26 protein-coding genes are annotated in these 25938 nt (G+C 75.1%); 8 read left to right on the top strand and 18 right to left on the bottom strand.

The features are described from left to right. Window positions 1-735 precede the first annotated feature (735 nt). The 5 genes from PH190_RS09080 to PH190_RS09100 all read right to left on the bottom strand — a co-directional run bounded on the left by PH190_RS09080 (window position 736) and on the right by PH190_RS09100 (window position 7500). Window positions 736-3849 (bottom strand): arabinosyltransferase domain-containing protein, encoded by a 3114-nt coding sequence (locus PH190_RS09080; RefSeq protein ID WP_274231180.1) that lies wholly within the window; start codon window positions 3847-3849, stop codon window positions 736-738. Window positions 3850-3973: 124 nt separating this feature from the next. Then, a complete protein-coding gene (locus PH190_RS09085; RefSeq protein WP_274231181.1) occupies window positions 3974-4411 on the bottom strand; it encodes a DUF350 domain-containing protein in 438 nt (145 codons plus the stop codon). A 51-nt stretch (window positions 4412-4462) separates the two neighbouring features. After that, the gene (locus PH190_RS09090) at window positions 4463-5362 is read right to left on the bottom strand and encodes a hypothetical protein (RefSeq protein ID WP_274231182.1); all 900 of its coding nucleotides are present in this window, start codon (window positions 5360-5362) and stop codon (window positions 4463-4465) included. 55 nt (window positions 5363-5417) lie between these two features. Continuing rightward, window positions 5418-6578: a glutathionylspermidine synthase family protein gene (locus tag PH190_RS09095; RefSeq protein WP_274231183.1), complete on the bottom strand. Its 1161-nt coding sequence runs from the start codon at window positions 6576-6578 to the stop codon at window positions 5418-5420. Window positions 6579-6606: 28 nt separating this feature from the next. Continuing rightward, complete coding sequence (locus PH190_RS09100) at window positions 6607-7500, bottom strand: hypothetical protein (RefSeq protein ID WP_274231184.1); 894 nt, start codon at window positions 7498-7500, stop codon at window positions 6607-6609. A 117-nt stretch (window positions 7501-7617) separates the two neighbouring features. Between PH190_RS09100 and PH190_RS09105 the strand changes: the two genes are divergently transcribed. After that, window positions 7618-8856: a septum formation family protein gene (locus PH190_RS09105; protein WP_274231185.1), complete on the top strand. Its 1239-nt coding sequence runs from the start codon at window positions 7618-7620 to the stop codon at window positions 8854-8856. 13 nt (window positions 8857-8869) lie between these two features. Beyond that, a complete protein-coding gene (locus PH190_RS09110) occupies window positions 8870-9214 on the top strand; it encodes a metallopeptidase family protein (RefSeq protein ID WP_274231186.1) in 345 nt (114 codons plus the stop codon). A gap of 72 nt (window positions 9215-9286) precedes the next feature. On the opposite strand, the gene PH190_RS09115 is transcribed toward PH190_RS09110, so the two are convergent. From PH190_RS09115 to PH190_RS09125, 3 genes are read right to left on the bottom strand one after another with little or no spacing between them, the layout of a single operon-like run. Next, a complete protein-coding gene (locus tag PH190_RS09115; RefSeq protein ID WP_274231187.1) occupies window positions 9287-9943 on the bottom strand; it encodes a histidine phosphatase family protein in 657 nt (218 codons plus the stop codon). Then, complete coding sequence (pheA, locus tag PH190_RS09120) at window positions 9940-10911, bottom strand: prephenate dehydratase (protein ID WP_274231386.1); 972 nt, start codon at window positions 10909-10911, stop codon at window positions 9940-9942. Before pheA ends, PH190_RS09115 begins: the two co-directional genes overlap by 4 nt. A gap of 56 nt (window positions 10912-10967) precedes the next feature. Continuing rightward, window positions 10968-11870: a hypothetical protein gene (locus PH190_RS09125; protein ID WP_274231188.1), complete on the bottom strand. Its 903-nt coding sequence runs from the start codon at window positions 11868-11870 to the stop codon at window positions 10968-10970. Window positions 11871-12030: 160 nt separating this feature from the next. Between PH190_RS09125 and PH190_RS09130 the strand changes: the two genes are divergently transcribed. After that, the gene (locus PH190_RS09130) at window positions 12031-12888 is read left to right on the top strand and encodes a DUF2470 domain-containing protein (RefSeq protein ID WP_274231189.1); all 858 of its coding nucleotides are present in this window, start codon (window positions 12031-12033) and stop codon (window positions 12886-12888) included. Here PH190_RS09130 and PH190_RS09135 read toward each other — a convergent pair. From PH190_RS09135 to PH190_RS09150, 4 genes are all read right to left on the bottom strand, one after another. Continuing rightward, window positions 12863-13201, bottom strand: coding sequence for a DUF3817 domain-containing protein (locus PH190_RS09135; RefSeq protein WP_274231190.1), 339 nt, complete (start codon window positions 13199-13201; stop codon window positions 12863-12865). The two genes, PH190_RS09130 and PH190_RS09135, sit on opposite strands and share 26 nt — an antisense overlap. Then, on the bottom strand, window positions 13198-13632 hold the full coding sequence (locus PH190_RS09140; protein WP_274231191.1) for a hypothetical protein: 435 nt from the start codon (window positions 13630-13632) through the stop codon (window positions 13198-13200). The genes PH190_RS09135 and PH190_RS09140 overlap by 4 nt, the downstream gene beginning before the upstream one ends. A gap of 25 nt (window positions 13633-13657) precedes the next feature. Continuing rightward, entirely contained in the window at window positions 13658-14206 is a 549-nt protein-coding gene (locus PH190_RS09145; RefSeq protein WP_274231192.1) for a Rossmann-fold NAD(P)-binding domain-containing protein, read from the bottom strand. A 104-nt stretch (window positions 14207-14310) separates the two neighbouring features. Then, complete coding sequence (locus PH190_RS09150) at window positions 14311-14865, bottom strand: FAD-dependent oxidoreductase (RefSeq protein ID WP_274231193.1); 555 nt, start codon at window positions 14863-14865, stop codon at window positions 14311-14313. 74 nt (window positions 14866-14939) lie between these two features. On the opposite strand from PH190_RS09150, the gene PH190_RS09155 reads away from it, so the two are divergent. Continuing rightward, window positions 14940-15755, top strand: a complete 816-nt coding sequence (locus PH190_RS09155; protein ID WP_274231194.1) for a CPBP family intramembrane glutamic endopeptidase — start codon at window positions 14940-14942, stop codon at window positions 15753-15755. A gap of 68 nt (window positions 15756-15823) precedes the next feature. Here PH190_RS09155 and PH190_RS09160 read toward each other — a convergent pair whose 3' ends face one another. Further along, the gene (locus PH190_RS09160) at window positions 15824-16735 is read right to left on the bottom strand and encodes an SDR family NAD(P)-dependent oxidoreductase (RefSeq protein WP_274231195.1); all 912 of its coding nucleotides are present in this window, start codon (window positions 16733-16735) and stop codon (window positions 15824-15826) included. A 39-nt stretch (window positions 16736-16774) separates the two neighbouring features. Between PH190_RS09160 and PH190_RS09165 the strand changes: the two genes are divergently transcribed. Together PH190_RS09165 and PH190_RS09170 are read left to right on the top strand one after the other, a co-directional pair. Continuing rightward, window positions 16775-17983 carry an arginine deiminase gene (locus tag PH190_RS09165; protein ID WP_274231196.1) on the top strand — a complete coding sequence of 403 codons (1209 nt, stop codon included), beginning with the start codon at window positions 16775-16777 and terminating at the stop codon, window positions 17981-17983. 167 nt (window positions 17984-18150) lie between these two features. Continuing rightward, window positions 18151-19089, top strand: a complete 939-nt coding sequence (locus tag PH190_RS09170; protein WP_274231387.1) for a Rieske (2Fe-2S) protein — start codon at window positions 18151-18153, stop codon at window positions 19087-19089. A gap of 153 nt (window positions 19090-19242) precedes the next feature. Here PH190_RS09170 and PH190_RS09175 read toward each other — a convergent pair whose 3' ends face one another. Continuing rightward, entirely contained in the window at window positions 19243-19974 is a 732-nt protein-coding gene (locus tag PH190_RS09175) for a class I SAM-dependent methyltransferase (protein ID WP_420791619.1), read from the bottom strand. Between the two features lie 488 nt (window positions 19975-20462). Here PH190_RS09175 and PH190_RS09180 point away from each other — a divergent pair, with 488 nt between their 5' ends. Then, complete coding sequence (locus PH190_RS09180; RefSeq protein ID WP_274231197.1) at window positions 20463-21848, top strand: ferric reductase-like transmembrane domain-containing protein; 1386 nt, start codon at window positions 20463-20465, stop codon at window positions 21846-21848. Between the two features lie 30 nt (window positions 21849-21878). Continuing rightward, the gene (locus PH190_RS09185) at window positions 21879-22433 is read left to right on the top strand and encodes a ferritin (protein ID WP_274231198.1); all 555 of its coding nucleotides are present in this window, start codon (window positions 21879-21881) and stop codon (window positions 22431-22433) included. Here PH190_RS09185 and PH190_RS09190 read toward each other — a convergent pair. The 4 genes from PH190_RS09190 to PH190_RS09205 form a co-directional block, all read right to left on the bottom strand. Next, the gene (locus PH190_RS09190) at window positions 22356-23390 is read right to left on the bottom strand and encodes a DUF4328 domain-containing protein (protein ID WP_274231199.1); all 1035 of its coding nucleotides are present in this window, start codon (window positions 23388-23390) and stop codon (window positions 22356-22358) included. The two genes, PH190_RS09185 and PH190_RS09190, sit on opposite strands and share 78 nt — an antisense overlap. Before the next feature lie 10 nt (window positions 23391-23400). Continuing rightward, window positions 23401-23739: a rhodanese-like domain-containing protein gene (locus PH190_RS09195; RefSeq protein ID WP_420791610.1), complete on the bottom strand. Its 339-nt coding sequence runs from the start codon at window positions 23737-23739 to the stop codon at window positions 23401-23403. A gap of 109 nt (window positions 23740-23848) precedes the next feature. After that, on the bottom strand, window positions 23849-25453 hold the full coding sequence (locus PH190_RS09200; protein ID WP_274231201.1) for a solute symporter family protein: 1605 nt from the start codon (window positions 25451-25453) through the stop codon (window positions 23849-23851). Next, window positions 25450-25821, bottom strand: a complete 372-nt coding sequence (locus PH190_RS09205) for a DUF485 domain-containing protein (RefSeq protein WP_274231202.1) — start codon at window positions 25819-25821, stop codon at window positions 25450-25452. The genes PH190_RS09200 and PH190_RS09205 overlap by 4 nt, the downstream gene beginning before the upstream one ends. Window positions 25822-25938: the final 117 nt, after the last annotated feature.

Here is a 25938-nt window from a genome sequence, read left to right on the forward strand (position 1 = left end):
CCCTGGTGGCGACGCCGAGGCCGGCCCAGCGGCCGGTCGGGCTCGCCGGACCCCGGGGTGGGCAGCGAGGGCGCCGTTCGCTGCTTACTCGCGGCAGAACGGGGCCGCACGCGACGCGCGAGGACGCGCCGACGCTCAGCCCTCCGTGGCACGGGCCAGCCGGTCCGCCAATCCCGACGTCGCGGCGAGCTGCCAGCCTGTCTGCCAAGCCCGGCCTCTGCCGGGCGCCGGCACCGGACACGCCGTCCTCCGGAAAGCCCGGTCGGTCTCGACGCGATCACGCGCACACGTCCCCGCCGGCACCCCCGCTCATCGCCGACGCCCGCCGTCGTCGCACTCGATGCAATCTTGTGCACAGCTCGCGCAGAGCGGCCGCCACCGCTGACCTCCGGTCGGTCTCGACGCGATCTTGGCATAGCTCGCCGGCGGTGCCTGCCATCACCGACGCCCGCCGTCGTCGCACTCGATACGATCTTGCGCGTAGCTCGCCTCAACGTGCCGCCGCCGACGCCCTGCCGCCGTCGCACTCGACGCGATCTTGTGCATAGCTCGCCCACGAGGCCCGCCACCGCCGGCGCTGGCCGTCGCTCCCGACGCGATCTTGTGCGTAGCTCACCCACGGTGCCCGCCCTCAACCAGGCGCACCCCGTCGCTCTCGACGCGATCTTGCGCATAGCTCGCCCGCAGGCCCGCCGTCAGACGCGCGCTCTCATCGCTGTCGACGAGAGCGCGCGTCTAACCGACCGCGCCCTGGTACGGCACGTCGACGTACTCCTCGCGGGCGAGGGTCGGGCCGCGCTCCCAGCCCGGCTTCGAGCGCTCAGTCGTGGTGACCCCGTAGCGCCCGGTCGGCAGGTCCCGCACCACGAGGTCGACCCGGCCCCACGGCTTGGCGGGCTGCGACCCCGGCGCCACGGCCGTCGCCAGCCGCACGTACGTCACACCGACGGTGTCGAAGCGCCAGACCCCGCCGCGCAGGCGGTTGTCCTGCAGCCCGTAGTACGCCGAGGTGAGGTCCTCGTCGGCGTGGATGCGGATGGTCGAGGGCGGGGCGATGCCGTCGTGGACCGCGACCTGGTCGACGCACGGCCACAGCACCGACGACATCTGGTCGACCAGTACCGGCTGTCCCGCGAGCAGCGGCGCGATCGGCTCCGGGCGGGCCAGGAAGGGCTGGGCGACGGCGAGGCGGTCGGAGCCGCGCTCGCCGGTCGAGTCCACGACCACCCGCACGAACGTCGGATCGCCGGGCGCGTCGACCAGCGAGACCGGCCGCTGCTGCCAGGTGCGCTCGTCGGCCTGCGGGAGGTAGTCGATCCCGGTGCGCCCGAGCACCCGCGGAGCGGTGGCGGGACCGTCGGCGAACTCCACCGACACCCGCTCGTCGGGCGGGCCGGACTCGAGCAGCGGCACGACGACGTCGGTCGCGCCGGAGTCGGCCGGCACGGGGTACCAGCCGGTGACCAGCGTGCCGCGGCCGCTCGAGTCGTCGGTGACGTCGTGCCACACGCGCCCGAGGCCCGGGACGGGTTCGGGGACGGGCGCGACGGTGTCGTCGACCATGTCGCCCGTGGTCACCGCCGGCGTCACGGGCGCGCCGAGCAGGGCCGGTGTCGGGCGCAGGACGCTGACGTTGTCCTCGAGCCCGCAGCCCTGCCGGACGACGTCCTTCGCGTTGCCGAGTGCCACCGTCCACCCCGGGTACTGCCGCAGCGGCGCGAGCACCATGACCGCGATCAGCCCGATCACCACGCTCCCGCACGCCACGGCGAGCAGCGCGCGGTCGGGCTCCGGGCGGGGCAGCCAGCGCTGCGGCCAGCGCCGCAGCGACCAGTGCGCCCACACCGCGGCGAGCACGGCGATCCCGACCCACACGAGCGGGTTGCGCAGGAAGATCGGCCCGAAGTGCGGGGCGAGCAGGTTCTGGCTCAGCGGCGTCGGGTAGGGGTCGGCGTGGTCGCCGAAGAACTGGCCGCGGTCGGTGTAGGGCCGCCACAGGTTCCAGCCGGCGTAGCTCACCGACGTGGCGAGCACGAGCACCGCGACCCCGCCGACGGTGGCCAGCGCGCGGTCGTGGCGCGGCATCGGGCCACGCAGCAGGGCGAGCGCGATGAGCACGGTGCCGGAGGCGGCGATCACCGGGAAGTGCAGCACCCACTTCGTCGGGCTCGCCGCGACCAGCACGAAGGCGAGCGCGGTGGTCGCCGCGGAGTGCAGCAGCACGCGGCGCAGGGCGTCGTCCTCCGGCCCGCGCAGCCCGCTGCCCGCCGCGACCAGCAGCGTCAGCCCGAGCGTGATGAGGATCGGCGCCCGCGCGGCCCACGGCGTCCGGCCCGGTCCGAGCAGGGTCTGGTAGTGGACGAGCTCGTCGTACCAGGGGACGGTGTCGTAGTAGTACGCGTGCACCGCGGACGCCTCGATGACGTCGCCCAGCGACGCGTCGGCGAACGCCACCGGCACCGCGATCGACGACGCGGCCGCGAGCACCAGCAGCAGCGTGACCTGCTGGCGCCGGGGCGCGGCGACCATGTGCGGCCAGGCCCGCGGGATCTCCACGAGCAGCGGGGCGACGGCGACGAGCCCGGTCGGCGAGCAGGCGAGGGCCAGTGCGGCGGCCATGACGGCGCCGACGTAGAGGAAAGGGGTGCCGCGGTCGCGGGCCAGCTCGACGAGCAGCAGCACGACCACCGAGAGCAGCACGATCAGCGGCTCGGGGCGCAGCGTCAGCCCGAACGGCAGCCACCACAGCAGGTGCGCCGTGAGCAGCGCCCACGGCACCCAGGCGCGGCGGACGTTGGTGCGCCGCGAGATCAGCACGAAGAAGGCGCGCAGGAGCGCCCAGGTCGCCAGGCCGTAGAGCAGCGGCAGGCATCGCTGCCAGACGATCCCCCAGCCCCCGATCGCCCCCCAGGCCTGCATCGCGTACTGCGAGGCCACGAAGGGGTTCTCGGTGACGTTGAACATGTAGACGGCGTTGCCGATGTAGCCCGCCTCGCCGGCGTCGCGCGCCATGAGGGGGTACCAGCTGTCGTCGAAGTTCATCGGCGCGACGAGCACCCAGCCCGCGGAGATCGCGAGCAGCAGCCCGTCGGCCCACGACAGGTGGCGACGCAGCCGGCCCGGCCACGACCGCGGCGCGACCCAGCCCCGCGCCCGCCGCCAGCGACCCTGGCGGTAGGCGAGCACCAGCAGCACCGTGAGCGACGCGAGGTGCGCCACGAGCAGGACCGTCTTGAGCACGCCTGGCGTGGAGGCGTACCGGTCGTCGGTGCGCACCGAGACCCCGAGCCCCGCCGCCGCGGGCGTGCCGTCGGTGCTGGTGGTCAGCTGGGCCATGATCGGCGGGAGGACGTCGGCGCAGTCGCCGCAGGCGAGCGGCAGGGGCGCGCCGTCCTGGGTGACCCGCAGCCCGGTGGCGTCGACCTCGATCGCGAGGACGCAGTCACCCGGCGGCACCGGCCCGGCGGCCACGGTCCGCCCGGAGACCGTGAGGCTCGCAGCGGCGCCGGTCGAGGCGAGCACGAGGCCGCCACCCGTCGGGTTCCCGGGCAGGGTGCGCAGCACGTCCCCGCCGGCGCGCAGGGCGGCGCAGGGCACCGTCGCGGAGAACCCGAGCGGTCGCGGCGGGTTGAGGGCGAGCTGGGTGGAGATCGGGGCGCCGGGGGTGGCGGCCGGGCCGGGCCACGTGACGGTGGTGTCCTGCGCGGTCACCGGCGCGAGCGGGACCGCGAGGCCCAGCACGATCGTCAGCAGGGCCCAGACGAGCAGCGACCGTCCGCTGAGGCGAGGGGCCCGGTCGGGCTCGTCCTGCGGCGAGGCGGAGTGGTCGGCGCGCACCAGCGTCGTCACCGGGCGTCCCGGGGACGAGCGGTCGGGGAGGCGTCGAGCACGAGGGTGGGCACCACGGAAAAGGGTAGGTCGTGAGGACCCCGTGGAGGGGCTGGGGTGGGCGCGTGTCCCGGGGGTTCGCCCGCTAGATGATGGCGACCGCGACGACGAGCCCGAGCGCGACGTGCATGGCCGCGATGACGAACGAGTCGGCGGTGAGTCGGTCGTCGTGCAGGCACGCGTCGACGTCGAGCCGCGAGACCGCCTCGAGGCCCCGCACCGCCAGGACCTGGGCGATGATCCCGACCAGGCCGTAGATCGAGGTGTTGAGGATGCCCGCGAGGAAGCCGCCGCCGGAGATGTAGATGGCGGTGATGACGATGAAGGCCATCGACACGAGCCCCGCCGCGGCCACGACGACGGCGTTGGGACGGCCCTCGCGCACGAGGCCCCGCAGGTCGCCCGGCGTCGTCAGGTCGATCGCGAAGTAGCCGACGTACATCAGCACGGCGCCGATCACCGCGTACACCGCGATGAGGCCGATGTTCACGCCCACGGTGGGCCAGAAATCGGGAGCGAGCACGTCGTGGCCCTCCATACGGACGAACGGGGCGCCAGACTAGGACACCTCCGCTCAGCCGATGCTGTTGGCCACGCGGTGCGCCGACTGCTCGCGTGCGTCGCGCTGCCGGTGCGCCTCGGCCAGCAGCGCCCCGGCGACACGGCGCCACACCAGCCACAGCACCGCGCTGTCCGACAGGTGACGGGGCACCTGCGGCCACACCAGCGGTTCGCCCGCGCCGAGCGCCGCGACGGTCGGCCGCGACAGCTCGTACCAGCGCAGATCGGCGTCCGCGACCCACGCCTGCACCTCGAGGGCACCCCGCCCGTCGACCTCGAGGAGCTCCCCGTACACCTCGTCGCCCCACCCCCGGTTCCGGTGCACCGTCCCCGCCGGGCCCGTGGCGTTCGCGAGGGTCAGCCGCCACCGCGACCCGTCGGCGTGCAGGACCGCATCGGCTCCCCGTCCGCCCTCACCGTCGGCCAGCGGAGCGCGATGGCGCAGCGAGGACACGAGCACCGGCGCCGTCATCGGACGGTCGGGCCGCAGCGCCCCGAGCGGCTGACCGGCACGGGTGACGAGGGCGCGCTCCGGCCCGCCCCAGACCAGGCGGACCTCATCGGTGGCGGCCGCCGGCGCCGACGGGAGCGACCGGTCGGCGCCGAGGTCCGCGTACAGCGCCCGGAAGCGGTGCCCGACGTCGCGGAGCAGATGGACCGCGAGCATGCCGAGGCAGAGCGTCACCAGGGTTCCCGCGATGGCCCCGATGCCCGCCCAGGTCGGCGTCCGGCCACGGTCGACCACCTCGACCCAGCAGACCACGGTGAACACCGCCACCGTCCCCGTCGCCGCGAACGCCAAGGGAGCGGACCACCGCTTCTGCACCCGCAGCAGACGCCGCAGCGGTGGCGGGACCGCGGCCGCGGCCTCCGGGGTGATCGTGGGGCCCGCCCGACGCTCCGCGGTGGTCATGCACTCATCGTGACCGACGACCTGGACGGATCGCCTCTGATGTCGCCTGTCCGGCTTAGTCGGGAATACGGTGAGGCACGAACGCCGCGCCGTTGTCGGTGATCAGGCCCGTGGTCTCGCGGATGCCCAGGCCCGCGGCGGTGTCGCCGACGATCCAGGCGCCCAGCGCGGGGCGGTAGCCGTCGAACTCGGGCAGCGGGTCGAAGAGCTGGTAGACGTAGCCCTCCTCGCCGTAGACCCCGCCCGTCTCGGTCTCGTAGCCCGGCGCGACGACCGCGATGTTGGCGCCCTCGCGGCCCAGCAGCGGCTTGCGGACGTACTCGGTGAGCATGCCGGGGTCACCGAGCGAGGCCGGGAGCAGGTTCGGGTGGCCGGGGTACATCTCCCAGAGCACCGCGAGCAGCGCCTTGTTCGACAGCAGCGTCTTCCACAGCGGCTCGATCCACGCCGTCTCGGGCAGGCTGCGCGTGACGTGCTTGCCGAAGTCGTCGCCGAGCACCCACTCCCACGGGTAGAGCTTGTCGACGACCGCGATCGGCGACTCCTCGAGGTCGACGAACCGGTCGAGCGCGGAGTCCCAGCCGAGCTGCTCGATCGCGAGGCCGACGGTGTCGAGGCCGGACTCGGCGGCGCACTCCTGCAGGTAGGCGACGGTGACGTGGTCCTCGCCGGTGGGGTCGGCCTGCGACCAGCAGAAGTGCACCTCGTTGCGCGGCAGCTTCGCGGCGATCTCGCCCCAGCGCTCCACGAGCTTCTCGTGCAGCGAGTTCCACTGGTCGTCGTCGGGGTGGACGTCCTTGAGCCAGTACCACTGGCAGATCGACGCCTCGAGCAGCGACGTCGGGGTGTCGGCGTTGTACTCCATCAGCTTCGCCGGGCCGGCGCCGTCGTAGCGCAGGTCGAAGCGGCCGTAGAGGTGCGGATCGCCCCGGCGCCACGACGCGGCGACGGCCTCCCAGCTCCACTCGGGCAGGGCGAAGTCGCGGAACCGCTCGGTGGTGACGACGTGGTCGACGGCCTCGAGGCACATCGAGTGCAGGAGCTCGACGTCCGCCTCGAGCGAGAGGATCTCGGCCATGTCGAACACGTAGTGCACCGACTCGTCCCAGTACGGCCGGGCGCCGTTCAGCCCGGACGCCGGGGTGCCGAAGACGAGCCCCTGCTCCTCGATCTTCGACTGCCAGTCGGGACGGGGCCTGCCGGTCGCGCGCTGCACGTCGCCGATCCTGCCGTACCCCCGACGCCTAGCTGCCGCTGGAGCTGCTGCCCCCGCTGCTGCTCGAGCTGCCGCTGCCCCCGCTCGTGCCGCTCGAGCTGCCGCCGACGCCCAGTCCGCCGCGGCTCACGGTGCCGCTGCTGCCGTTGCTGGTGCCGATCGAGCTGCCCGTGGTGCCGCTGCGCACGCTCGTGCCGCTGGCGGGCGGCGCCGTCGAGCCGCCCTGCGCCACCGTCCCGACGGGCGACCGGGAGCCGTAGTTGTAGTGGTACTGGTTGCCGAAACCGCCGATGAAGATCGGCACGAAGTGGCCGCCGGAGTCGTAGTAGCCGCCCTGCTGGGTGCCCGCACAGTTCTCGTCGGGCACGACGACGCCGGCCGGGTCGACGCACTGGGCGGTGACCTCGTCGGGCTGGCTGGCCGCGTAGACGACGGCGACGAGCGCCACCACGCCGACCGCGACCCCGCCGCCGACCAGCACCCGCTTGCGGATCTTCTTCTTGCGCTCCTCCGCCGCGGCCGCCGCGTCGCGCTGGGCCCGCTCGCGGCGCTGGGCCTCGCGACGGGCGCGCTGCTCGGCCACCGTGGGCTCGCGGGGCTTGGTGGTGGCCGGGTCCTGGTAGCGGACGCGCCCGGGACGGCGGCCTCCCCCGGCCTGCGCACCGGCGTCGGCCCCGACGGCCGCGAGCTCGCCGCTGCCCGACCCGGCCGTCGCGGCGGGCACCCCGGACGGCGGGGTGGCGGCGTCGTCATCGTCGGTGGCGCTCTCAGGACCGCGGTGGCGCCCGCCCGACGAGCCCGACACGGACGAGGTGTCGACCGTCTCGGTGGGACGCGCGGCGTCGTCGGAGAGCCCGCTCACGTCGACCTTCTCCGTCCGGCGCTCCGACGGCAGCTCCCGCTCGTCGTCCCGTCCCGCCATGACCCCTCCGCCCAACCGTCCACCGGCACCGTCCGGCGCGCGCCGGTCACCACCGATCCTGCCCGACACCGGATCACCCGGCTCGGGGAATCCCGAGGGCGGCATGATGACAGGGCGATGCTGCTGCGGGAACGACAGTTCGGGCCGTCCGGCGAGGGCCGCCCCGACGATGACGACCAGGCCGGTGGGCACCGCTGGCTCGACCGGCTCCTCGGCGCCGACGACGGCCGCGACCCGCGCCGCCGCGCGATGCGCCGGGGCGTCGTCGGGATCCTCGCGGGCGCGCTGATCATGCTGGTCGCCGCCACCGCGCTCGCCGTCACCGGGTCGGGGCCCGACGTCCTGGGTCTCGCGAACGGCGGCGGGTCGAGCGCCGGCGGGGCCGCACCGGCGGACGACGACGAGGACGCGCCCCCGCTGACCACCGAGCCCGGCCGCTGCCTGACGTGGAGCCGTGACGACGCCGGCGACGTCGCCGAGGTCGACTGCGCGCAGTCCCACCTGTTCGAGAGCGTCGGCGCGGTGACCGCCGCGCAGCCGCCCGGGGCCCCGTTCCCCGCGGACCCGGCGTGGCAGCAGCTCGTCACCGACCAGTGCGCGCCGCAGGCGCGGACCTACCTGCAGGGCCGGCTCGACCCCGCGGGCCGCTACAAGCCGGGCGCGCTCAAGCCGACCCAGGCGGCGTGGGAGGCCGGCGACCGCACGGTGCGCTGCGGGCTGCAGGCGCCCGGGCGCACCGGCGCGCTCTTCGCGTCGACCGGCCGGGTGACCGACGCCGACCAGGCCGTCGTGTTCGACCCGGGCACGTGCCTCGGGCTCGCGGGCAAGGAGGTCGCCGACCCGACCTCGTGCGCCGAGGCGCACGCCGCGGAGGTCGCGGGCACCGTCGACCTCGGCACCCAGTTCCGGGACGGCTTCCCGTCGGTCGACGACCAGGACAACTACCTGCAGCCGACGTGCCAGCGGATCGCCGAGCAGTACGTCGGCTCGGCGCAGAAGCTCACCGACTCCAAGCTCACCGTCTACTGGACGAACCTCGCCGAGGAGTCCTGGACCGCCGGCACCCGGCGCGTGAGCTGCAACCTCGGCTCGCTGCTCGCCGACAGCTCCGGCTTCGCCCCGCTGACCGGCAAGGCGGCCGAGGGCGTGACGATCGGCGGCGAGGCGCCGGCGACGACGGCCCCGAGCCTGCGCCCGGGCGCCCCGGCGTCGGTGCCCGGCTCGAGCACCGCGCCCGAGGCCGGCACCGCCACCGGCGGCACCGCGGGCGAGGCCGGCGCCGGGCAGGCGGGGCAGCAGGGCGGCGCACCGCTGCCGCTGCCGTCGTCGCTGCCCGTGCCGGGCCTGGGCAACTGACCACCCTCCGCCGGTGGACGTCGGTCCCGAGCGGTTCGAGGAGCTCGTCGCCGACGCCCTCGACGAGCTGCCCGCCCCGCTGACCCGCGCGATGGACAACGTCGTCGTGCTCGTCGAGGAGCGCCACCCCGAGGAACCGGACCTGCTCGGGCTCTACGAGGGCGTCGCGCTGACCGAGCGCTACAGCGACTACGGCGGCGTCCTGCCCGACCGCATCACGCTCTACCGCGCGGCGCTGGCCGAGGTCTGCGAGGACGAGGACGAGCTGCGCGAGGAGGTCGCGGTGACCGTCGTGCACGAGGTCGCGCACCACTTCGGCATCGACGAGGAGACCCTGCACCGGCTCGGCTGGGGCTAGGTGCGCTGCGCGCAGGTGAGCAGAAAGAAGTGCTCCAGCACTTCTTTCTGCTCACGAGCGCCGGAGGCGCACCTAGCCCGTCGGGTCGTCGGTGGCGGGCAGGCCGCCGGGGACGGCGCTGCGCCAGGCGACGAGCTCCCAGCCGCTGCCGCGCGGGCGCAGGACGATGCGCCCGCAGTTGGCGACGTGCTCCTCGTCCAGCGGCGGGGTGCCGACGCGCTCGACGAGCTCCACCGCCGCCAGCCGCAGCGCCGCGCCGTGGCTGACCAGCACGATCGTGCCGCCGTCGGGGTGGCGGTCGCGCAGGTCGGCGACCACCGGCAGGTAGCGGGCGAGCAGGTCGCGCCCGGTCTCGCCGCCGGGGTGGGCGACGTCGAGCTCGCCGGTCTGCCAGCGCTCGACCACGCGGCGGAACTCGCCGATCGCGGGCTCGTCGTTGCGGCCCTCGAGGTCGCCGACCTGCACCTCGTGCACGCCGCTGACCTCGACCGGCGTCACGCCGACGTGCTCGGCGACCAGCCCCGCCGTCTCGGCCGCCCGCCGCGCCGGCGAGTGGTACAGCCCGGTGACCGTGCCCTCGGCGCCCTCGGCGAGCTCCCGCCCGAGCGCGCTCGCCTGCGCGCGGCCGAGCTCGGTCAGCGGGGGCCCGGGCAGGAGCGTGTCGAGGACGCGGTCGATGTTGGACTGCGTCTGCCCGTGGCGGGCGAGGACGAGCCGCAGGTCGCTCATGCGCCGGTCCCTTCGCGCAGGGACGCCAGCCAGGACGCCGCCTCGGTGTAGTCCTTCACGGTCTGCCCGGGGCCCGGGTCGGCGAGGCGCCCGCCGGGCCCGTCGTCGCCGGGGACCGCCGCGCGGGGGTAGGAGCCGAGGAACCGCACGTCGGTGCAGCGCCGGTGCAGCGCGGCCAGCGCCTCCCCCATCGCCGGCTCCGCGACGTGTCCGATGCCGTCGAGGAAGAACCAGTACTCGCCGCGGCGGTCCTTGAGCGGGCGGGACTCGATGCGGGTGAGGTCGACGCCCCGCACGGCGATCTCGGTGAGGACGGCGAGCAGGGCGCCCGGCCGGTTGACGGTGGTCGCGGCGAGCGAGGTCCGGTCGGCGCCGGTGGGGGCGGGCAGCCCGGGCGGGCCGGGCGGGCGGACCAGCACGAACCGCGTGACCGCGTCGCCCGAGTCGTGCACGCCCGCGGCGAGCTCGACCAGCCCGTGGTGCGCCGCGGCGACCGGCGCGCACACGGCGGCGTCGACCTCGCCCGCGGCGACCTGCGCGGCCGCCGCCGCCGTCGACGACGTCAGGCGCACCTCGGCGCCGGGCAGGTGCTCGGCGATCCACCGGCGCGTCTGGGCCTCGCCGTGCGGGTGCGAGGCGACCGAACGGACGTCGGCGCTCGTGGTGCCCGGGCGCACCAGCACCGAGAACCTCACCGGCAGGAGGATCTCGCGCACGATCACCAGCGGCGGCTCGGCGACCAGGCCGTCCATGGTCGCGGGCACCCCGCCCTCGACCGAGTTCTCCACCGGCACGCACGCCGCGTCCGCACTGCCGTCGCGCGCGGCGTCGAGCGCGGCGGTGGTGCTCGCCAGCGGGTGCAGCGACGGCTCGGGGTCGCCGAGGGCCTCGCCGAGCACGTCCGGGGGCAGGGTGCGCAGCGCCTGTTCGCAGAAGGTGCCGTGCGGGCCGAGGAACGCCACGCGCAGACCGGTCACGTCACCCGAGCCTACGGACCGTACGGGGGTGACCTCGGAGCAGGACCTCAGAGCAGGCCGAGCCGCGCGAGCTCCGGGGCGGGCTCCGTGACCGCCGTGGAGCCGAACGACGAGAACAGCGAGCGCACGCGCACGGCGGCGTCGGGCCCGACGGCGGCGAGCTCGCCGGCCAGGGCGTCGCCGTCGGTGACGAGCAGCGCCTCGCCGATGCGTTCCTCGACCGGCGCGTCGGTGCCCGGGCCGAGCCCGCGCACGGTGGCCACCAGCAGGTTCAGCCAGCCGTGGTGGGTGAAGCCGGTGGCGGGGTCGGTGTGCCGCACGGCGGAGCGCAGCCCGATGCTCGCCGTGAACGACCGCCCGGCCTCGAGGGCCAGGGCCAGGAAGCCCGCGACGTCCCCGATGCCCGGGAAGGCGCCGGCGCGCCCGCCGCCGCAGCGCAGCTTGGGCCGGCAGCCGTGGTCGACGACGCGGCGCACCCCATCGAGCCAGTCCGCGGAGCCCTCGGCGTCGGGGCGGCGCGGCTCGACGACCGCGACGACGTCGTCGGGGACGAACTCGGTGACCCGCTCGAGCCAGACCGTGTCGACGTCGTGCGGCGCCGGCATCTCGACCGTGCGCGGGTCGAGCAGGGCCGCGCGCGACGACGTCAGCGACAGCGCCTTGGGCACCCCGCCCAGGCCGGTGTCGACGGCCAGGGCGATCGGCACGGGCGCGGCCGGCCGGCGCTTGACCAGCACCGACACCAGTTCGGAGAGCCGCGAGACGGGCACGACCAGCGAACCGAGCAGGCCGCCGGCGTCGGCGGCGCGGGCGGCGAGGTGCTCGTCGACGACGGTCGCCATGTCCGGCCGTGGTCCCTCCGCCACGAGCGTCGCGTCGTCGACGATCGCGCGCAGCAGCGGGGGAACACCGTCGACCGGTGCCCCACCGGCCTGGGGGACGGTGGACACGCTCGGCACGGTAGCGGGCGGCCCGCAGCGGTCCGGGCACCGGCCCGGCGGAAGCGCGGCAGATCCACGGTGACCCGCGGACGCGTCCGCGAGAGGGTCTCGCGCCGGGCGGAGAAGTTTGATTAGGCTCCCCTTAGTTCGTCCGTACCGAGGGAGTCCGATGGCCAGGAGCCGACCGCCGCGAACGTCGCTGCCGCCCGTCCCGCCTCCCGCCGAGCGGGCCCGGACACTCGCCGCCCGCGCCCGGCACGCGGCGGTGATCGGGGAGGCGGTCGGTGAGCACGGTGCGCACGGTGACCCCGGCGGGGGCGACGGCGAGCTCCGCGCGACGCCGACGCTGCACCACGTGCCGTCGACGGGGGCGGCGACCCTGCAGTTCCCCGAGGACCACCCGCTGGTGCTGCGCGTGCGCGAGCGCGGCGAGGCCCTGCTGCCGGTGATGCTGGAGCTGGCCGACGTCGCCCCGGTGACCGTCCGGCGGCCGGTGCGCGGGCTGCTCTGGGTCAGCGGGCGGCTGCGGGTCCTGCCGATGCGGGTCGCCCGCCGGGCCGCGCTGCGCATCGCCGCCGAGCTGCCCGACGAGCGCCTGCTCGACGTGGGCCACGGCGAGACGCTGCTGCGCCTGGAGCCCGCGATGGTCGTGCTCTCCGACGCCGAGGGCACCGAGGCGCTCGCCCCGACCGCGATGGCGGCCGCGCCGCCGGATCCCGTGGCGGCCACCGGCGACCCGTGGCTCGCGCACCTCGCCGCGGCCCACGCGGGCACCCTGTCCGCGCTGGTCCCGCGGCTGCCGATGCCCCTGCGCCGCCCCGGGCACCGGCTCGCGCCGCTGGGCGTCGACCGCCTCGGCCTGCGGCTGCGCGTCGAGACCGAGAGGGACGACCACGACGTGCGGCTGCCGTTCGGGGCCCCGCTGTCGTGCCCCGGTCAGCTCGGTGAGGCCGTCCGCGCCCTCATCGGCGGCGACGGGGACGTCCCGGGCCTGCGTCCGATCACGCGTCCCGCAGCGGGCGCGTGATCTTCCGCTCGGCCACGAACGACACGAACGGGATCGTCCCGGCCAGCGCCACCAGGACCGCCTTGCCGACCGCCCACCGGTCGCGGTAGGCGAGGTCGGCGGTGAGCAGCAGGTAGCCCATGTACAGGAAGCCGTGGATCGGGCCGACGATCGCGACCACGGTGCCGTCGCCGCCGAGGTACTTCAGCGGCATCCCGACCAGCACGAGCACGAGCAGGCCGACGCCGACCACCCACGCGCCGACGCGGTAGCGCCGCAGCGCCGCGACGACCTCCGGGGTGGGCGGGGCGTCGGGGGGACTGCTGGTGGTCACGACGGTCTCTCCTCCGGGGTCTCGCGACGCTCCTCGCCGGCGGCCAGCGCGGCGTACATGGCGTTCCAGCGTGCCCGCTCGCTCCCCGGCCCCGCGGCGTCCATCCCGCCGGGGACGACCCCGGCCGGCCGCGGCCCGAACGGGGAGTCGGCGGGGGCGGCGCGCACGGGCGTCGGGGCCTCCCGCACCCGCCGCTCGGCCTGCACCTCGTCGAGCGCCCTCGCCTCCGCGCGCAGCATGCGCCACCACAGCGCGGCGAAGAACAGGCCGAACAGGGGCCACTGGAACGCGTAGCCGGCGTTCAGCAGCGACCCGCCCGGCGACTCGGCGCGCACGACCTGCCACCAGGCCATCGCGCCGCAGACGAGGACGGCGGCGAGCGCGACCAGCGTCCACCCGATCCAGCGGGGGGTCGCGAGCAGGCGCAGCACGCTCCCGAGGTTACCGGCGTCGGCGTCAGGCGACGGCACGGTAGTCGGGGAGCTCGACGGCCTCCGCCGGGCGGCTCCCGAGCTTCTCGAGCACCCCGCCGAACACCGACGACAGCGCGCCAGCGAGGCCCAGCACGCGGCGCTGCACCGCGAGCCCCGCCCCCGAGCGCGGGTTCATGGCGCGCAGGGCGGCCGGCTTGACGTCCTGGGCCTGCGCGACGAAGGGCCGCATGCGCTCCTCGTAGCGGGCGAGGGCGGTGGTGACGTCGACCGGGTGGTCGGCGTCGCCGAGCTCCCCGGCCAGGATGTACGCGCCGACCAGCGCCAGCGTCGTCCCGGTGCCGAACGGGCCGGTGGCCCAGGCGGCGTCCCCGAGCAGCACGGTGCGCCCGGTGCTCCAGCGCGGCAGCCGGACCTGGGCGACGGCGTCGAAGTACATCGAGGCGGTGTCGAGCGCCGCGAGCACGCGCGGGGCCTGCCAGCCGACGTCGGCGTAGGTGCGGCGCAGCACGGTGATCTGGGCGTCGCGGTCGAGCTCGCCGAGCCCGCGGACGTCGGAGAGGAACGCGAGCATCGCCCGCGTGGTGCCGCGGTTGTCGGGGCGCAGGCTCGTGCTGCGCGAGCCCGGGGCGGAGTGCCAGCGCCACCAGCGGTCGTCGTCGGCGGTGCGCGGGATCGTCAGGTAGGCGACCTGGAGCCGAGCTCGGTGATCTCGACGTCTCCGAACACCAGGTCCCGGGTCCGCGACCGCGTGCCCTCCGCGACCACGACCAGGTCGGCCTCGATCTCCTCGCCGCTCGCCAGACGGGCGGTGACGCGGCCGCCGTGGTCCGTGTCGTCCCTGAGCTCGCGGATCTGTTCGCCGAAGCGGTACTCGGTGGTGTCCCGCGTGCGCTCGTGGAGGAGGCGCGAGAGCTCGCCGCGCAGGATCTCCATCTCCGCGGTCCCGCCCGCGGTGTCACCCCGACCGGCCGGGAACTCGGCGACCGCGGCGCCGTCGTCGTCGACGAACCGCAGGCCCACCTCGCCCGTCCCGGCCGCCAGGGCGGCGTCCTCGAGGCCCATCCGGCGCAGGACCTCGCGCCCCGCGCCGCGGACGTCGATGTTCTGGCCCTCGTCGCGCAGGCGCGGCGCCCGCTCCACGACCGTCGTGCACCAGCCCCGGGCGGCGAGCTGGTGGGCGAGCGCGGGGCCGCCGATGCTGGCCCCGGAGATCAGCGCGTGGCGGGTCACGGCCCTGGACTACCCGGTCGTGCACGATCGTCCCGCGTGATCTCCGGCGGGTTCGCGCCCACTACCGTGGCGCCGTGACGGCGCGGGAGGTGTGGCGGAGCTGGGCCCGCCCGGCGCGCCGCGACGTCGCCCCCCTCGATCCGCGCGAGCGCCGACTGCTGCGCACCGAGCTGGTCGTCGTCTTCGCGGTCACGCTGGGGCTCTCGGGCGTGCGGAGCCTGGTCTCGCTGCTCGACGCGCTGGCCTCGCCCGTGCGGCTCGACGAGCGCCGGGTCGCGATCGACGAGAGCCTCGCCCGCAACCCCTGGGCCGACCTCGCCGCGCAGCTCGCGAGCTCGTTCGCCCTGGTCGCGTGGGGGGCGCTGGGCCTGTACCTGCTGGTCCGGGCCGGGGCGGGCCCGCGCGCCGTCGGGCTCGACGGGCGCCGGCCCGGCCGTGACGCGCTCGCCGCGGTCGGCCTCGCCGCGCTCATCGGCATCCCGGGCCTGGGGCTCTACCTCGCCAGCCGGGCGCTGGGCCTCAACACCACCGTCATCCCCTCGCTGCTCGGCGAGCAGTGGTGGACGGTGCCGGTGCTGATCGTCTCGGCGTGCGCCAACGCCTGGGCCGAGGAGGTGCTCGTCGTCGGCTACCTGCTGCACGGCCTGCGCCGCCTCGGCGTCTCGGAGAACCGGGCGCTGGCGATCTCGGCGGTGCTGCGCGGGTCGTACCACCTCTACCAGGGCTTCGGCGGCGGGCTCGGCAACCTGCTCATGGGCCTGGTGTTCGGGCGGTACTGGCAGCGCACCGGGCGGCTGTGGCCGCTGGTCGGCGCCCACGCGCTGCTCGACGTCGTCGCCTTCGTCGGCTCGGCGCTGCTGCGCGGTGCGCTGCCGTTCCTGCCCGCCTAGGTGCCTGCGGCAGGTCAGCAGAAAGGAGTGCTGCAGCACTTCTTTCTGCTCACCTGCGCGGAGCGCACCTACCCGACGATGCGGTGCCGCGAGCGCGCCATCATGTTCTCCGGCGCCGGGTCGATCCCGGCCTCGGTGAACAGCGCGTCCATGCGGCCGGGGATCGCCTCGGGGTCCCACCGCACCCCGTCGCCGCGGATCTCCGCGACCGACGTGAACGGCTGGTAGAGCTCCACCGAGTCGCCCTGCACCCCGAAGACCTTGCCGCTGATGTGCGACGAGGCGTCCGAGGCGAGGTAGGTGACGAACGGGGCGACGTTGTCGGGGTCGAAGAAGTCGAACTCGCCGCGCTCGAGGCTCGCCCGCCGGTCCTCGCGCACGTCCGGGGGCAGCAGCGCCTCGGTCATCCGGGTCAGCGCCGAGGGGGCGATGGCGTTCGAGGTGACGTTGTAGCGGGCCATCTCCATGGCGACGATCGTCGAGAACGCCGCGATGCCCGCCTTGGCCGCGCCGTAGTTGCTCTGGCCGAAGTTGCCGAGGATTCCCGAGGTCGACGCGGTGTGGACCAGGTGCCCGGGCCGCTCGCTCTCGCGCCAGTAGCGGCACGCGGCGCGGGTGGGGGCGAAGTGGCCGCGCAGGTGCACGCGGATGACGTCGTCCCACTCGGCGTCCGACATCTTCACGAGCGTCCGGTCGCGCAGGATGCCGGCGTTGTTGATGACGGCGTCCAGCGCGCCGAAGTTCTCCACCGCCGCGGTCACGAGCCCGTCCGCCACCTCGGCGTCGGCGACGTCGCCGGGCACCGACAGGGCCCGGCCGCCGGCGTCCACGATCTCCTTCGCCACCTCCTCGCCGGCCTCGGCGTCGAACTCCGCGACGATGACCGCCGCCCCCTGCCGTGCGCACTCCAGCGCCTCGCCACGACCGATGCCGCGACCGGCCCCGGTGACGACGACCACCTTGTCCTCGAGCAGTCCCATGGCGCGCACAGTAGAGCGGGCACCCTAGGGTCGCCGACCGTGGAGTCGGACGCGCCACACGTGGACACCGAGGTCGGGGCCCTGCGCACCGTCGTGCTGCACCGCCCCGGCCCCGAGCTCGAGCGGTTGACCCCGCGCAACGCCGACCGGCTGCTGTTCGACGGGATTCCGTGGGTCGACCGCGCGCAGCTCGAGCACGACGCCTTCGCCGACCTGCTGCGCGGCGAGGGCGTGCGGGTGCTGCTGCTCGCCGACGTGCTCGTCGAGGCGCTCGCCGCGGTGCCGGCCGCCCGCGACCAGGGCATCGCCGACGCCGTCGACGAGCGGACGCTGGGCCGCGAGCTGGGCGGGGCGGTCCGCGCGGAGCTCGCCGAGCTCGACGACGCCGCGCTCGCCGACGTGCTGGTGGGCGGGCGGACGTTCGCCGAGCTCGCGGTGACCGGGAGCTCGCTGGTGCGTGCGATGGCGGGTCCGCACGACTTCGCCGTCGACCCGCTGCCCAACCTCATGTTCACCCGTGACTCGTCGGTGCGCGTGGGCCCGCGGGTCGTGGCCTCGTCGATGGGCATGCCGGCGCGGCGGCGCGAGGCGTCGCTGGTCGCGCTGGCCCAGCGTCACCACCCCGAGCTGGGCGTCGTGGCCCCCACCGCCCCGCGCGACCCGTCGGCGGTCGAGGGCGGCGACGTGCTGCTGCTCGCGCCCGGCGTGCTCGCCGTCGGGGTGGGCGAGCGCACGAGCCCCGCGGGCGCCGAGTCGTTCGCGCGGGCGATGTTCGCCGACGGCCTCGCGCACACCGTGCTCGCCGTCCCGATCACCCAGCGGCGGGCGACGATGCACCTCGACACCGTGGCGACGATGGTCGACGTCGACACGATGGTCATCTACCCGGGCGTGCTCGAGGGGCTCGAGGCCTGGACGATCCGCCCCGACGGCCCCGACCACCTGCACATCAGCGGCCCCGAGCCGTTCCGCCCGGCCGCGGCGCGGGCGATGGGCATCGGCACGCTGCGGGCCGTCGACACCGGCCTGGAGTCGGTGGCCGCCGAGCGCGAGCAGTGGGACGACGGCAACAACACGCTCGCGCTCTCGCCGGGGCGCGTCGTCGCCTACGAGCGGAACACGACGACGAACGCTCGCCTGGAGGCCGCGGGGATCGAGGTCCTCACGATCGCCGGGTTCGAGCTCGGCTCGGGACGCGGTGGTCCGCGCTGCCTGTCGTGCCCGTGGGAGCGAGCTCCGCTCGACTGACCGCTTGACGTGCTCGTTCGGCGCAGCAGCACGTGCATCCGGCCACAGCCCGCGTCTCCCCACTGCGGCACGACAGCGCCCGGCCTAGCGTGCGGCGCGTGCTGAGGGCGCGACGGCGCGAACCGGTCCACCCGCTGCGGCGGCTGTCCGGGCAGGAGTGGGCGGCGATGGAGCCCACCTGGCGCGAGGCCAAGGTCGGGGTCATCGACGCCGCACTGGCGCGCGCCCAGGCCCGCCCGTCGGGCAACTGGTACGTCGTCGGGGCGAGCCGCGACATCCGCACCGGGACGCCCTTCGGGACGACCGTCGCGGGTGTCGAGCTGGTGCTGTGGCGCTCGCCCGACGGGTCCCTGCACGCCGGGCCCGGCGCGTGCCCGCACCTCGGGGCGGACATGGCGACGGCGGTGCAGTCGGGCTGCGAGCTGATCTGCCGCTGGCACGGCCTCGCCCTCGGTCCGTCGGGGCGCGCCGGCTGGCGCACCCTGCCCGCCCACGACGACGGCGCGCTGGCGTGGGTGCGCCTCGACGCCGTGGGCCGCGAGGAGCCGACCGACGCGCCGATCCTGCCCGCGCGCCCGCCCGTGGCACAGAGCCTCGTGGCCGTGGCGTCGATGGTCGGCACGTGCGAGCCCGCCGACGTCATCGCCAATCGCCTCGACCCGTGGCACGGCGCGTGGTTCCACCCGCACTCGTTCGCCGACCTGCGGGTGGAGCGGGCCCCCGGTCGCGACGCCTCCGAGGCCGACGACCACTTCGACCTGCGCGTCGCCTTCCGGCTGACGAGGAACTGGGGCGTGCCGGTGCGGGCGCGGTTCACGTGCCCGGAGCCGCGCACGATCGTCATGCACATCACCGACGGCGAGGGCGCCGGCAGCGTCGTCGAGACCCACGCGACCCCGCTGGCGCCCCACCCCGACGGCCGCCCCCGCACCGCCGTCGTCGAGGCGACGATCGCCCACTCCCCGCGCCCGGGGTTCGCGAAGGCCCGGCGCGCCCAGGGCCTCGTGCGCCCGGCGATGGAGTGGGCGGCCAAGCGCCTGTGGACCGACGACATCGAGTACGCCGAGCGCACCTACGCCGTCCGCGCCGCCCGCCGCCGCGGCTGAGGCTCGCGGGGTGTCGGAGCGAACGGGTATCTCGCTGCTTCTACGCGCGGGAAGTCCCCGTTGATCACTCGGCGAGCCGCTGCCCCGCACGCGCGAACGGGGAGTTCCCGCGCCTAGAGGCAGCGAACAGCGCGTTCGCTGCGACGACCTCGCTCAGCGGCGTCCGAGCACCGTGTGCACGATCCCGCGCTGCCAGCCGTCGACGGGGCGGGTGTGCACCTCGCGCAGTCCCGCGTCGCGCAGCCGCTGCTCGAGGCGCGCGAGGCCGTCGAAGGCGAGGACGCTCCGCCACAGGTAGCGGTAGAGCGAGGCGTCGCCGGTGACCCGCCGGCCCAGCGGGATGATCACGGCCCAGCAGACGGCGGTCCACACGGCGCGGGCGTAGCCGGAGTCGGCGACGGAGTACTCGTGCACCGCGATCGGCGCGCCGGGCGCCAGGTGGTCGACGAGCACGGCCACCCCGGTGTCACAGTCGGGCAGGTTGCGCACGAGGTACGCGGCGAGCAGGCCGTCGAACGGGCCCTCGCCGGCCAACGCGGTGTGCATGTCCTCGGCCCGTGCGTGGACGAAGCGCACGGTGTCCGGCCAGTCCTTCTCCCGCGCCTTCGCGAGCATCTCCGCCGACGCGTCGACCGCGACGATCCGGGCCCCGGGGTAGGTCTCCAGCAGCGCGGCCGTCGAGAGCCCGGTGCCGCAGCCGACGTCGAGCAGCACGGCGCCGGCGCCGCGGTCGGGCAGGTCGAGGCGACGGGCCGAGAGGCGCAGGTGCTCGTGGTAGCCGGGGTTGGCGCCGACGAGGCGGTCGTACGAGCTCGCGTCCTGGTCGAACTGCGACGACACCCCGGCCGCCGCGGCCGCGCGGTCGAACCGCTGCCCGCCGCGCAGGGACCGCAGCGCCGGCGGGACGAGCGCGGCGGTCGCCGCCGTGAGGGCGAGGGCCGCGGCGGTCCGTCGGCGCCGCTGCGGCCGGGGAGTGCTCGAGGACTGGATCACGCGGTGCATCCTGCACGGTGCCCCGGACCGGCGCGCGACGGTGCGAGGTGGGGGATTTCCTGGCGGTGAACGCCGGCGTGGACGCCACGCCGGCACCACCCCGTGCGCCGACCGGCCCCGGCAGACGGCGTGTCGCCGAGGCGAGGATGTGGCGATCCTGGCCCTGTCGGCGTGCTGAATCGAATCGCCAGCAAGATGCCGCATCGCTCGTACCGACCCACGAACCTGAGAACCCCGAGCCGCAGACGGCGCAGGCGTTGGCCCGATCGGGGGAACGGTGGGCGGGTGGGCGCGCGGTGGGCGCCCGTCGTCGCGCCGCACCACCCCGGGCTCTCAGACGCGCCGGGGCCGCTGATCCACACTGCCTACCGTTCCGCGCCGTGCCGTTGAAGCTGACCCGCGCCCTCTGGACGGCGGCGCTCGCCGCCCTCGTGGTGGTCCCCGTCGCCCTCATGGCCTCCCGCGCCGGCGGGACCTCGGTGCTCGGGATGCTCTCGGTCGGGCTCGGCCTGCTCGCCCTGAGCCTGCTGATCGTGGTCGTCGTCGTGCCGAGCCGCGTGCGCTCGCTGACGCGGGCGTTCGGGGTCGAGAAGGTGATCGGCCTGCACCGCTGGCTCGGGACGCTGGCGATCCTCCTGGTCGGCCTGCACCTCACCGTCGCCGTCGCCAACCACCCGATCCTGCTCAACCCGTTCCGGGCGACCGAGGCCGCGAAGGCCGGGTGGACGTCGGTCGGCGCGCTGCTGCTGGTCGGGCTGGTCGCGGCCCGGGGTCGGCGGCCCGGCGCGCGCTACGAGATCTGGGCGCGCCTGCACGTCCTGCTCGCCGGCGCGGCGCTCGTGCTCGCCGGCCTGCACGTGTTCTGGCTGGGCAACCTCGTCACCGACCCGGTGATGCGCGTCGTGCTGTCCGCGCTGGTCCTGGTGCTGCTCGGGGTGCTCGCGCACCGCTGGGTGTGGCGCCCGCTGTTTTCCCGCCAGGGCGCCTACGTCGTCTACGGGGTGCGCCGTGAGAGCCCGACGGTGTCGACGCTCGTGCTCGCGCCCGTGCACCTGCGCCGGGGCGGCCTGCGGTTCTCGCCGGGCCAGTTCGTCTGGCTGCGCCTGCGCCGCGCGGTGGTCGGCACCGAGGAGCACCCCTTCACCATCGCCTCGAGCGCCCGCGTCACCGGCCGCCTCGAGCTCACCGTCCGCGACCAGGGCGACTTCTCGGGCCTGCTCTCGACGCTGCGCACCGGCAGCAAGGTCTGGCTCGACGGCCCGCACGGCTCGTTCACCGACGCGGCCGCGCCCGGGTCGGCGGGCCTGGTGCTGCTGGCCGGCGGCGTCGGGATCACGCCGATGATGAGCATGCTGCGCACCCTCGCCGACCGCGGCGACACCCGCTCCCACCGCCTCGTCCTCGCCGAGCGGGGCACCGAGCCCCTGTTCGCCGACGAGCTCACCGCCCTGTCCCGGCGCCTCGACCTGCAGGTCACGCGCACGGACGGCCGCCGGATCGACGCCGAGCTCCTCGACGGGATCCTGCCCGACGACCTCGCCGCCCGCCGCGACCTCGACTTCTTCGTCTGCGGCTCGCCGTCGGTCACGGCCGGCTCGCTGGCCGCCCTCGACCAGCTCGGCGTCCCGCCGGCGCGCATCCACACCGAGCAGTTCGGCTGGTCGGGGGCCATCCCGGTCGCCGACGGCGCGGCGGGGCGCACGAGCACCGAGGTGCCCGCCCCGCGCTCGGGGGGCAAGCACGGGCGCCGCTCGGCCCGCACCTGAGGACCGGGCGGACCACCTAGACTCGGGCGCATGTCCGCCGCGACGTTCCACGAGCTGCTCCGGGCGCAGATCCGCAACGAGTTCACGGCATCGCAGCAGTACACCGCGGTCGCCGTGTACTGCGACGACCAGGACCTCCCCCAGCTGGCCGCGCACTTCTACGCGCAGGCGCTGGAGGAGCGGAACCACGCCATGGGCATCGTGCAGTTCCTGCTCGACAACGACCTGCCCGTGTCCATCCCGGGCGTCGACGACGTGCGCGCCGAGTTCGACTCGGTCGAGCAGGTCGTCGAGCTGGTGCTCGACCAGGAGCGCACGGTCACCGACCAGATCGCGACGCTGGCCCGCACCGCCCGCGACGAGGGCGACTACCTCGGCGAGCAGTTCATGCAGTGGTACCTCAAGGAGCAGGTCGAGGAGGTCGCCTCGATGACCACGCTCCTGCGCATCGTGCGCCGCGCCGGCGACAACCTCTTCCACGTCGAGGACTTCGTCGCCCGCGAGATGTCACCCGACCTCGGCACCGACCCCACCGCCCCGCCCCCCGCCGGCGGCGTCGCCGTCCTCGGCGGCGGCGGGCACTGACCCGGGGGACCGCGCCGGCCCCACGCCCAGCACCGCCTCCCGCCCCGCGGACCGCAGCTCCGGGGCGAGCAGCTCGGTGAGGTGGGTGACGACGCGGACGGTCGCGAGCGCCGCGACGGCCGCCGCGACGTCGGCGATGGCGTGCAGGAGCACGGAGTCCGCCAGCGCCTGCGTGCTCGCCCCCAGCCCGCGCAGCACGGCCGCGACGCCGAGCACCACGCTCGCGTCCCACGCCACCCACCAGCGCCGCACCGGCGCCGACGGGCGCGGGCGCTCGTCGCGCGGCAGGCCGGAGGCGGCGTGCTCGAGCTCGGTGAGCGCCGACCCGGGCACGGTCAGGTTGGGGCCCGGCAGCACGCTGCCGACGACGACCGCCCGGAACCGCCGCGCGGGCCGCGTGCCCGACAGCGTCGCGCCGATCCCGCGGGCCTGGTGCAGCCACCACAGGAACAGCACGCCGGTCGCCAGGGCCGCGGCCGGAGCGAGCACGCCGAACAGGGCGACGAGCGCGTCGGAGGCCGTCACCGGCCCGGACGGCAGCGCCGAGCTGCGGCTCGCGACGAGCAGCCCGTAGCGCACGGCCTCGGCGAGCGCCCCGAGCCCGGCGAGCACGGCGGTCACCGTCGCCACCCGCGCGAGCAGACCGCCCGTGCGGCGCAGGACCGCGTCGGGCGCGCGCGGCGCCGGGATCGGCAGGGGGCCCTCGGCGCCGGGCTCCGGCGCGGGCATCCAGCTGCGCAGGCTCCAGCGCGGGGTCGCGGGGTAGCGCGGGGGCCCGGTGTAGGGCCGTCGCGGCGTGCGCGGCTCGCGGGGGCGCAGCGCGTCCGGGGGCAGCGCCACCCAGCGCACGCCCGCGAGGACCCGCCCGCAGTGCACGCAGTAGCGGGTGGCGCCCGCGCGCGGCGCACCCGGCGCGTCCGGGGGCGGCTGGGGCCGCCCGCACCGCGGACAGGTCACGGCCCGGCCCTCAGATCACCGCGGCCGGCCCGGGGCCCTCGGCGGTCATCGGCCGCCCCTCGGCCTCCCAGGCCAGCATGCCGCCGCTGACGTTGACCGCCTCGTGCCCGCGCTGGACGAGGAACGCGGTGACCTGCGCCGACCGGCCGCCGACCTTGCACACCACGGCCAGCGGGCCCTCGGGGATCTCGTCGAGCCGCCCGGTGATCTGCGACATCGGCAGGTGCACCGCGTCGGGCGCGTGCCCGGCCGCCCACTCGTCGTCCTCGCGCACGTCGAGCAGGGTGGCGCCGGGCGGGATCTGGCCGGGTCCGACCGACGGGGGTCCGGGGTGGCTCACGGCGCCCATCCCATCACAGTCCCGGCGAGGCGGCCGTGAGCGGACACCGGTCCCCGGACGCGACGGAGCCCGCCTGCCCCCGGGGGGGCAGACGGGCTCCACGCGCACGTCGGAGCGGCTAGTGGTCGACCGCTTCGCGGGACGCGCCCGCGCCGGTCATCGACCGGACCTCCATCTCGGCGAACTTGGCCTCGTTGATCGGCTCGCGGGAGCCGACCATCGTGCCGATCACGCCGAGCAGGAAGGACAGCGGGATCGAGACGATGCCCGGATTCTGGAGCGGGAAGAACGCGAAGTCGACGGTCTCACCGAAGATCGCGGTCGGCCCGCCGGACACCACCGGCGAGAAGATGATCAGCAGGATGCAGATCGCCAGGCCGCCGTAGATGCTGAACAGGGCGCCCGTGGTGTTGAACTTCTTCCAGAACAGCGAGTAGAGCAGCGTCGGGAGATTCGCCGACGCGGCGACCGCGAAGGCCAGGGCCACGAGGAAGGCGATGTTCTGGCCGTTGGCCAGGATGCCGCCGACGATGGCCACGATGCCGACGACGAGCGCCGTGCGCCGGGCGACCTTGACCTCCATGCCCGGCGCGGGGTTCCCGTCCTTGATGACGTTCGCGTAGATGTCGTGCGCGAACGAGGCCGCCGCGGTGATCGTCAGACCGGCCACGACCGCGAGGATCGTGGCGAAGGCGACCGCGGCGATGATGCCGAGCAGCAGCGTCCCGCCCACCTGGAACGCCAGCAGCGGGGCGGCGTCGTTCACGTTCGTCGAGGTCAGCGTGCCCCGGGGCAGCAGCGCCGCGGCGCCGTAGCCGATGACCAGCGTGAACAGGTAGAAGATGCCGATGATCCAGATCGCCCACTGGACCGAGCGGCGGGCCTCCTTGGCCGTCGGCACCGTGTAGAAGCGCATGAGGATGTGCGGCAGGCCCGCGGTGCCCAGGACCAGAGCGAGCGCCAGCGACAGGAAGTCGATCTGCGTGGTCAGCGACTTGCCGTACTGGTTGCCGGCGTCGAGCAGCGGCTTGCCGGTGTTCTCCACCGCGGCACCCAGCAGCCCGGACAGGTTGAAGCCGTAGAGCCCGAGCACCCAGACCGTGATCACCGCGGCGCCCGTGACCAGCAGGCCGGCCTTGATGATCTGCACCCAGGTGGTGCCGCGCATGCCGCCGTAGAGCACGTAGATGACCATGAGGATGCCGACCACCGCGATGACCAGCGACTGGCCGTCGAACGGCGTGCCCGGGGTGTTCTTCACGCCGAGCAGCAGCGAGATCAGGCCGCCGGCGCCGGCCATCTGGGCCAGCAGGTAGAAGAACGACACCAGGAGCGTCGACACCGCCGCGGCGGCGCGGATGGGCCGCTGGCGCATCCGGAAGCTCAGGACGTCGCCCATGGTGAAGCGGCCGACGTTGCGCAGGAGCTCGGCGACGAGCAGCAGCGCGGTGAGCCAGGCGACGAGGAAGCCGATCGAGTACAGGAAGCCGTCGTAGCCGTTGACGGCGATGGCGCCGGCGATGCCGAGGAACGACGCCGCGGAGAGGTAGTCGCCGGAGATCGCGATGCCGTTCTGCGGCCCGGTGAACGAGCTGCCGGCGGCGTAGTAGTCCGACGCGGTGTTCGAGGCACGGCTGACCCGGTAGACGATCAGCAGCGTCACGACGACGAAGAGCGCGAAGATCCCGATGTTGAGCGCGGGGCTCCCGACTTGGGTGCTCACAGCTTCTCCTCCACGCGCAGGCGCAGCGCCTCGGCGTCGTCGTCGAGGTTCCGGTTGGCGAAGCGCACGTAGAGCGTCGCGATGAGGAACGTGGACACGAACTGCAGCAGGCCCAGCAGCAGTCCGACGGTGAAGTTCGTGCTCCCGAGGCGGGTGTCGACCACGCCGTGCGCGAAGTCGGACAGCAGCACGTACACGAGGAACCAGCCCAGGAAGACCGCGCTCATCGTGAAGATGAAGCCGCGCCACCGCCGGCGGAGCGACACGAACTCCGACGAGCGCTGCACCTCCTGGTACGCGGACGGGGTTGCTGACGTGGCGGCCGAGGACGCGCTCGACCCACCTGGGTTGTCGTCGGTGGCACTCACGAGGTCTCCACGTGGTCGTCCAGCGTCGTCACGGTCGTCACGATCGCGCCGAACCATAGACCGCCGTGCGTCACACTTCTTAGCCCATTCGTGTGACTACACACAGCGACCTCACTC

Source organism: Actinomycetospora straminea (assembly GCF_028737255.1).
GTDB classification, from domain to species: Bacteria; Actinomycetota; Actinomycetes; order Mycobacteriales; family Pseudonocardiaceae; genus Actinomycetospora; species Actinomycetospora straminea.

What these genes read in the sequence shown, in the direction of transcription:
- PH190_RS09090 (WP_274231182.1), bottom strand. Translation starts at nt 5,362, where the DNA reads ATGACCACCGCGGAGCGTCGGGCGGGCCCCACGATCACCCCGGAGGCC.
- PH190_RS09100 (WP_274231184.1), bottom strand. Translation starts at nt 7,500, where the DNA reads ATGGCGGGACGGGACGACGAGCGGGAGCTGCCGTCGGAGCGCCGGACG.
- PH190_RS09105 (WP_274231185.1), top strand. Translation starts at nt 7,618, where the DNA reads ATGCTGCTGCGGGAACGACAGTTCGGGCCGTCCGGCGAGGGCCGCCCC.
- PH190_RS09115 (WP_274231187.1), bottom strand. Translation starts at nt 9,943, where the DNA reads ATGAGCGACCTGCGGCTCGTCCTCGCCCGCCACGGGCAGACGCAGTCC.
- PH190_RS09130 (WP_274231189.1), top strand. Translation starts at nt 12,031, where the DNA reads ATGGCCAGGAGCCGACCGCCGCGAACGTCGCTGCCGCCCGTCCCGCCT.
- PH190_RS09145 (WP_274231192.1), bottom strand. Translation starts at nt 14,206, where the DNA reads ATGCTCGCGTTCCTCTCCGACGTCCGCGGGCTCGGCGAGCTCGACCGC.
- PH190_RS09160 (WP_274231195.1), bottom strand. Translation starts at nt 16,735, where the DNA reads ATGGGACTGCTCGAGGACAAGGTGGTCGTCGTCACCGGGGCCGGTCGC.
- PH190_RS09170 (WP_274231387.1), top strand. Translation starts at nt 18,151, where the DNA reads ATGGAGCCCACCTGGCGCGAGGCCAAGGTCGGGGTCATCGACGCCGCA.
- PH190_RS09185 (WP_274231198.1), top strand. Translation starts at nt 21,879, where the DNA reads ATGTCCGCCGCGACGTTCCACGAGCTGCTCCGGGCGCAGATCCGCAAC.
- PH190_RS09195 (WP_420791610.1), bottom strand. Translation starts at nt 23,739, where the DNA reads ATGGGCGCCGTGAGCCACCCCGGACCCCCGTCGGTCGGACCCGGCCAG.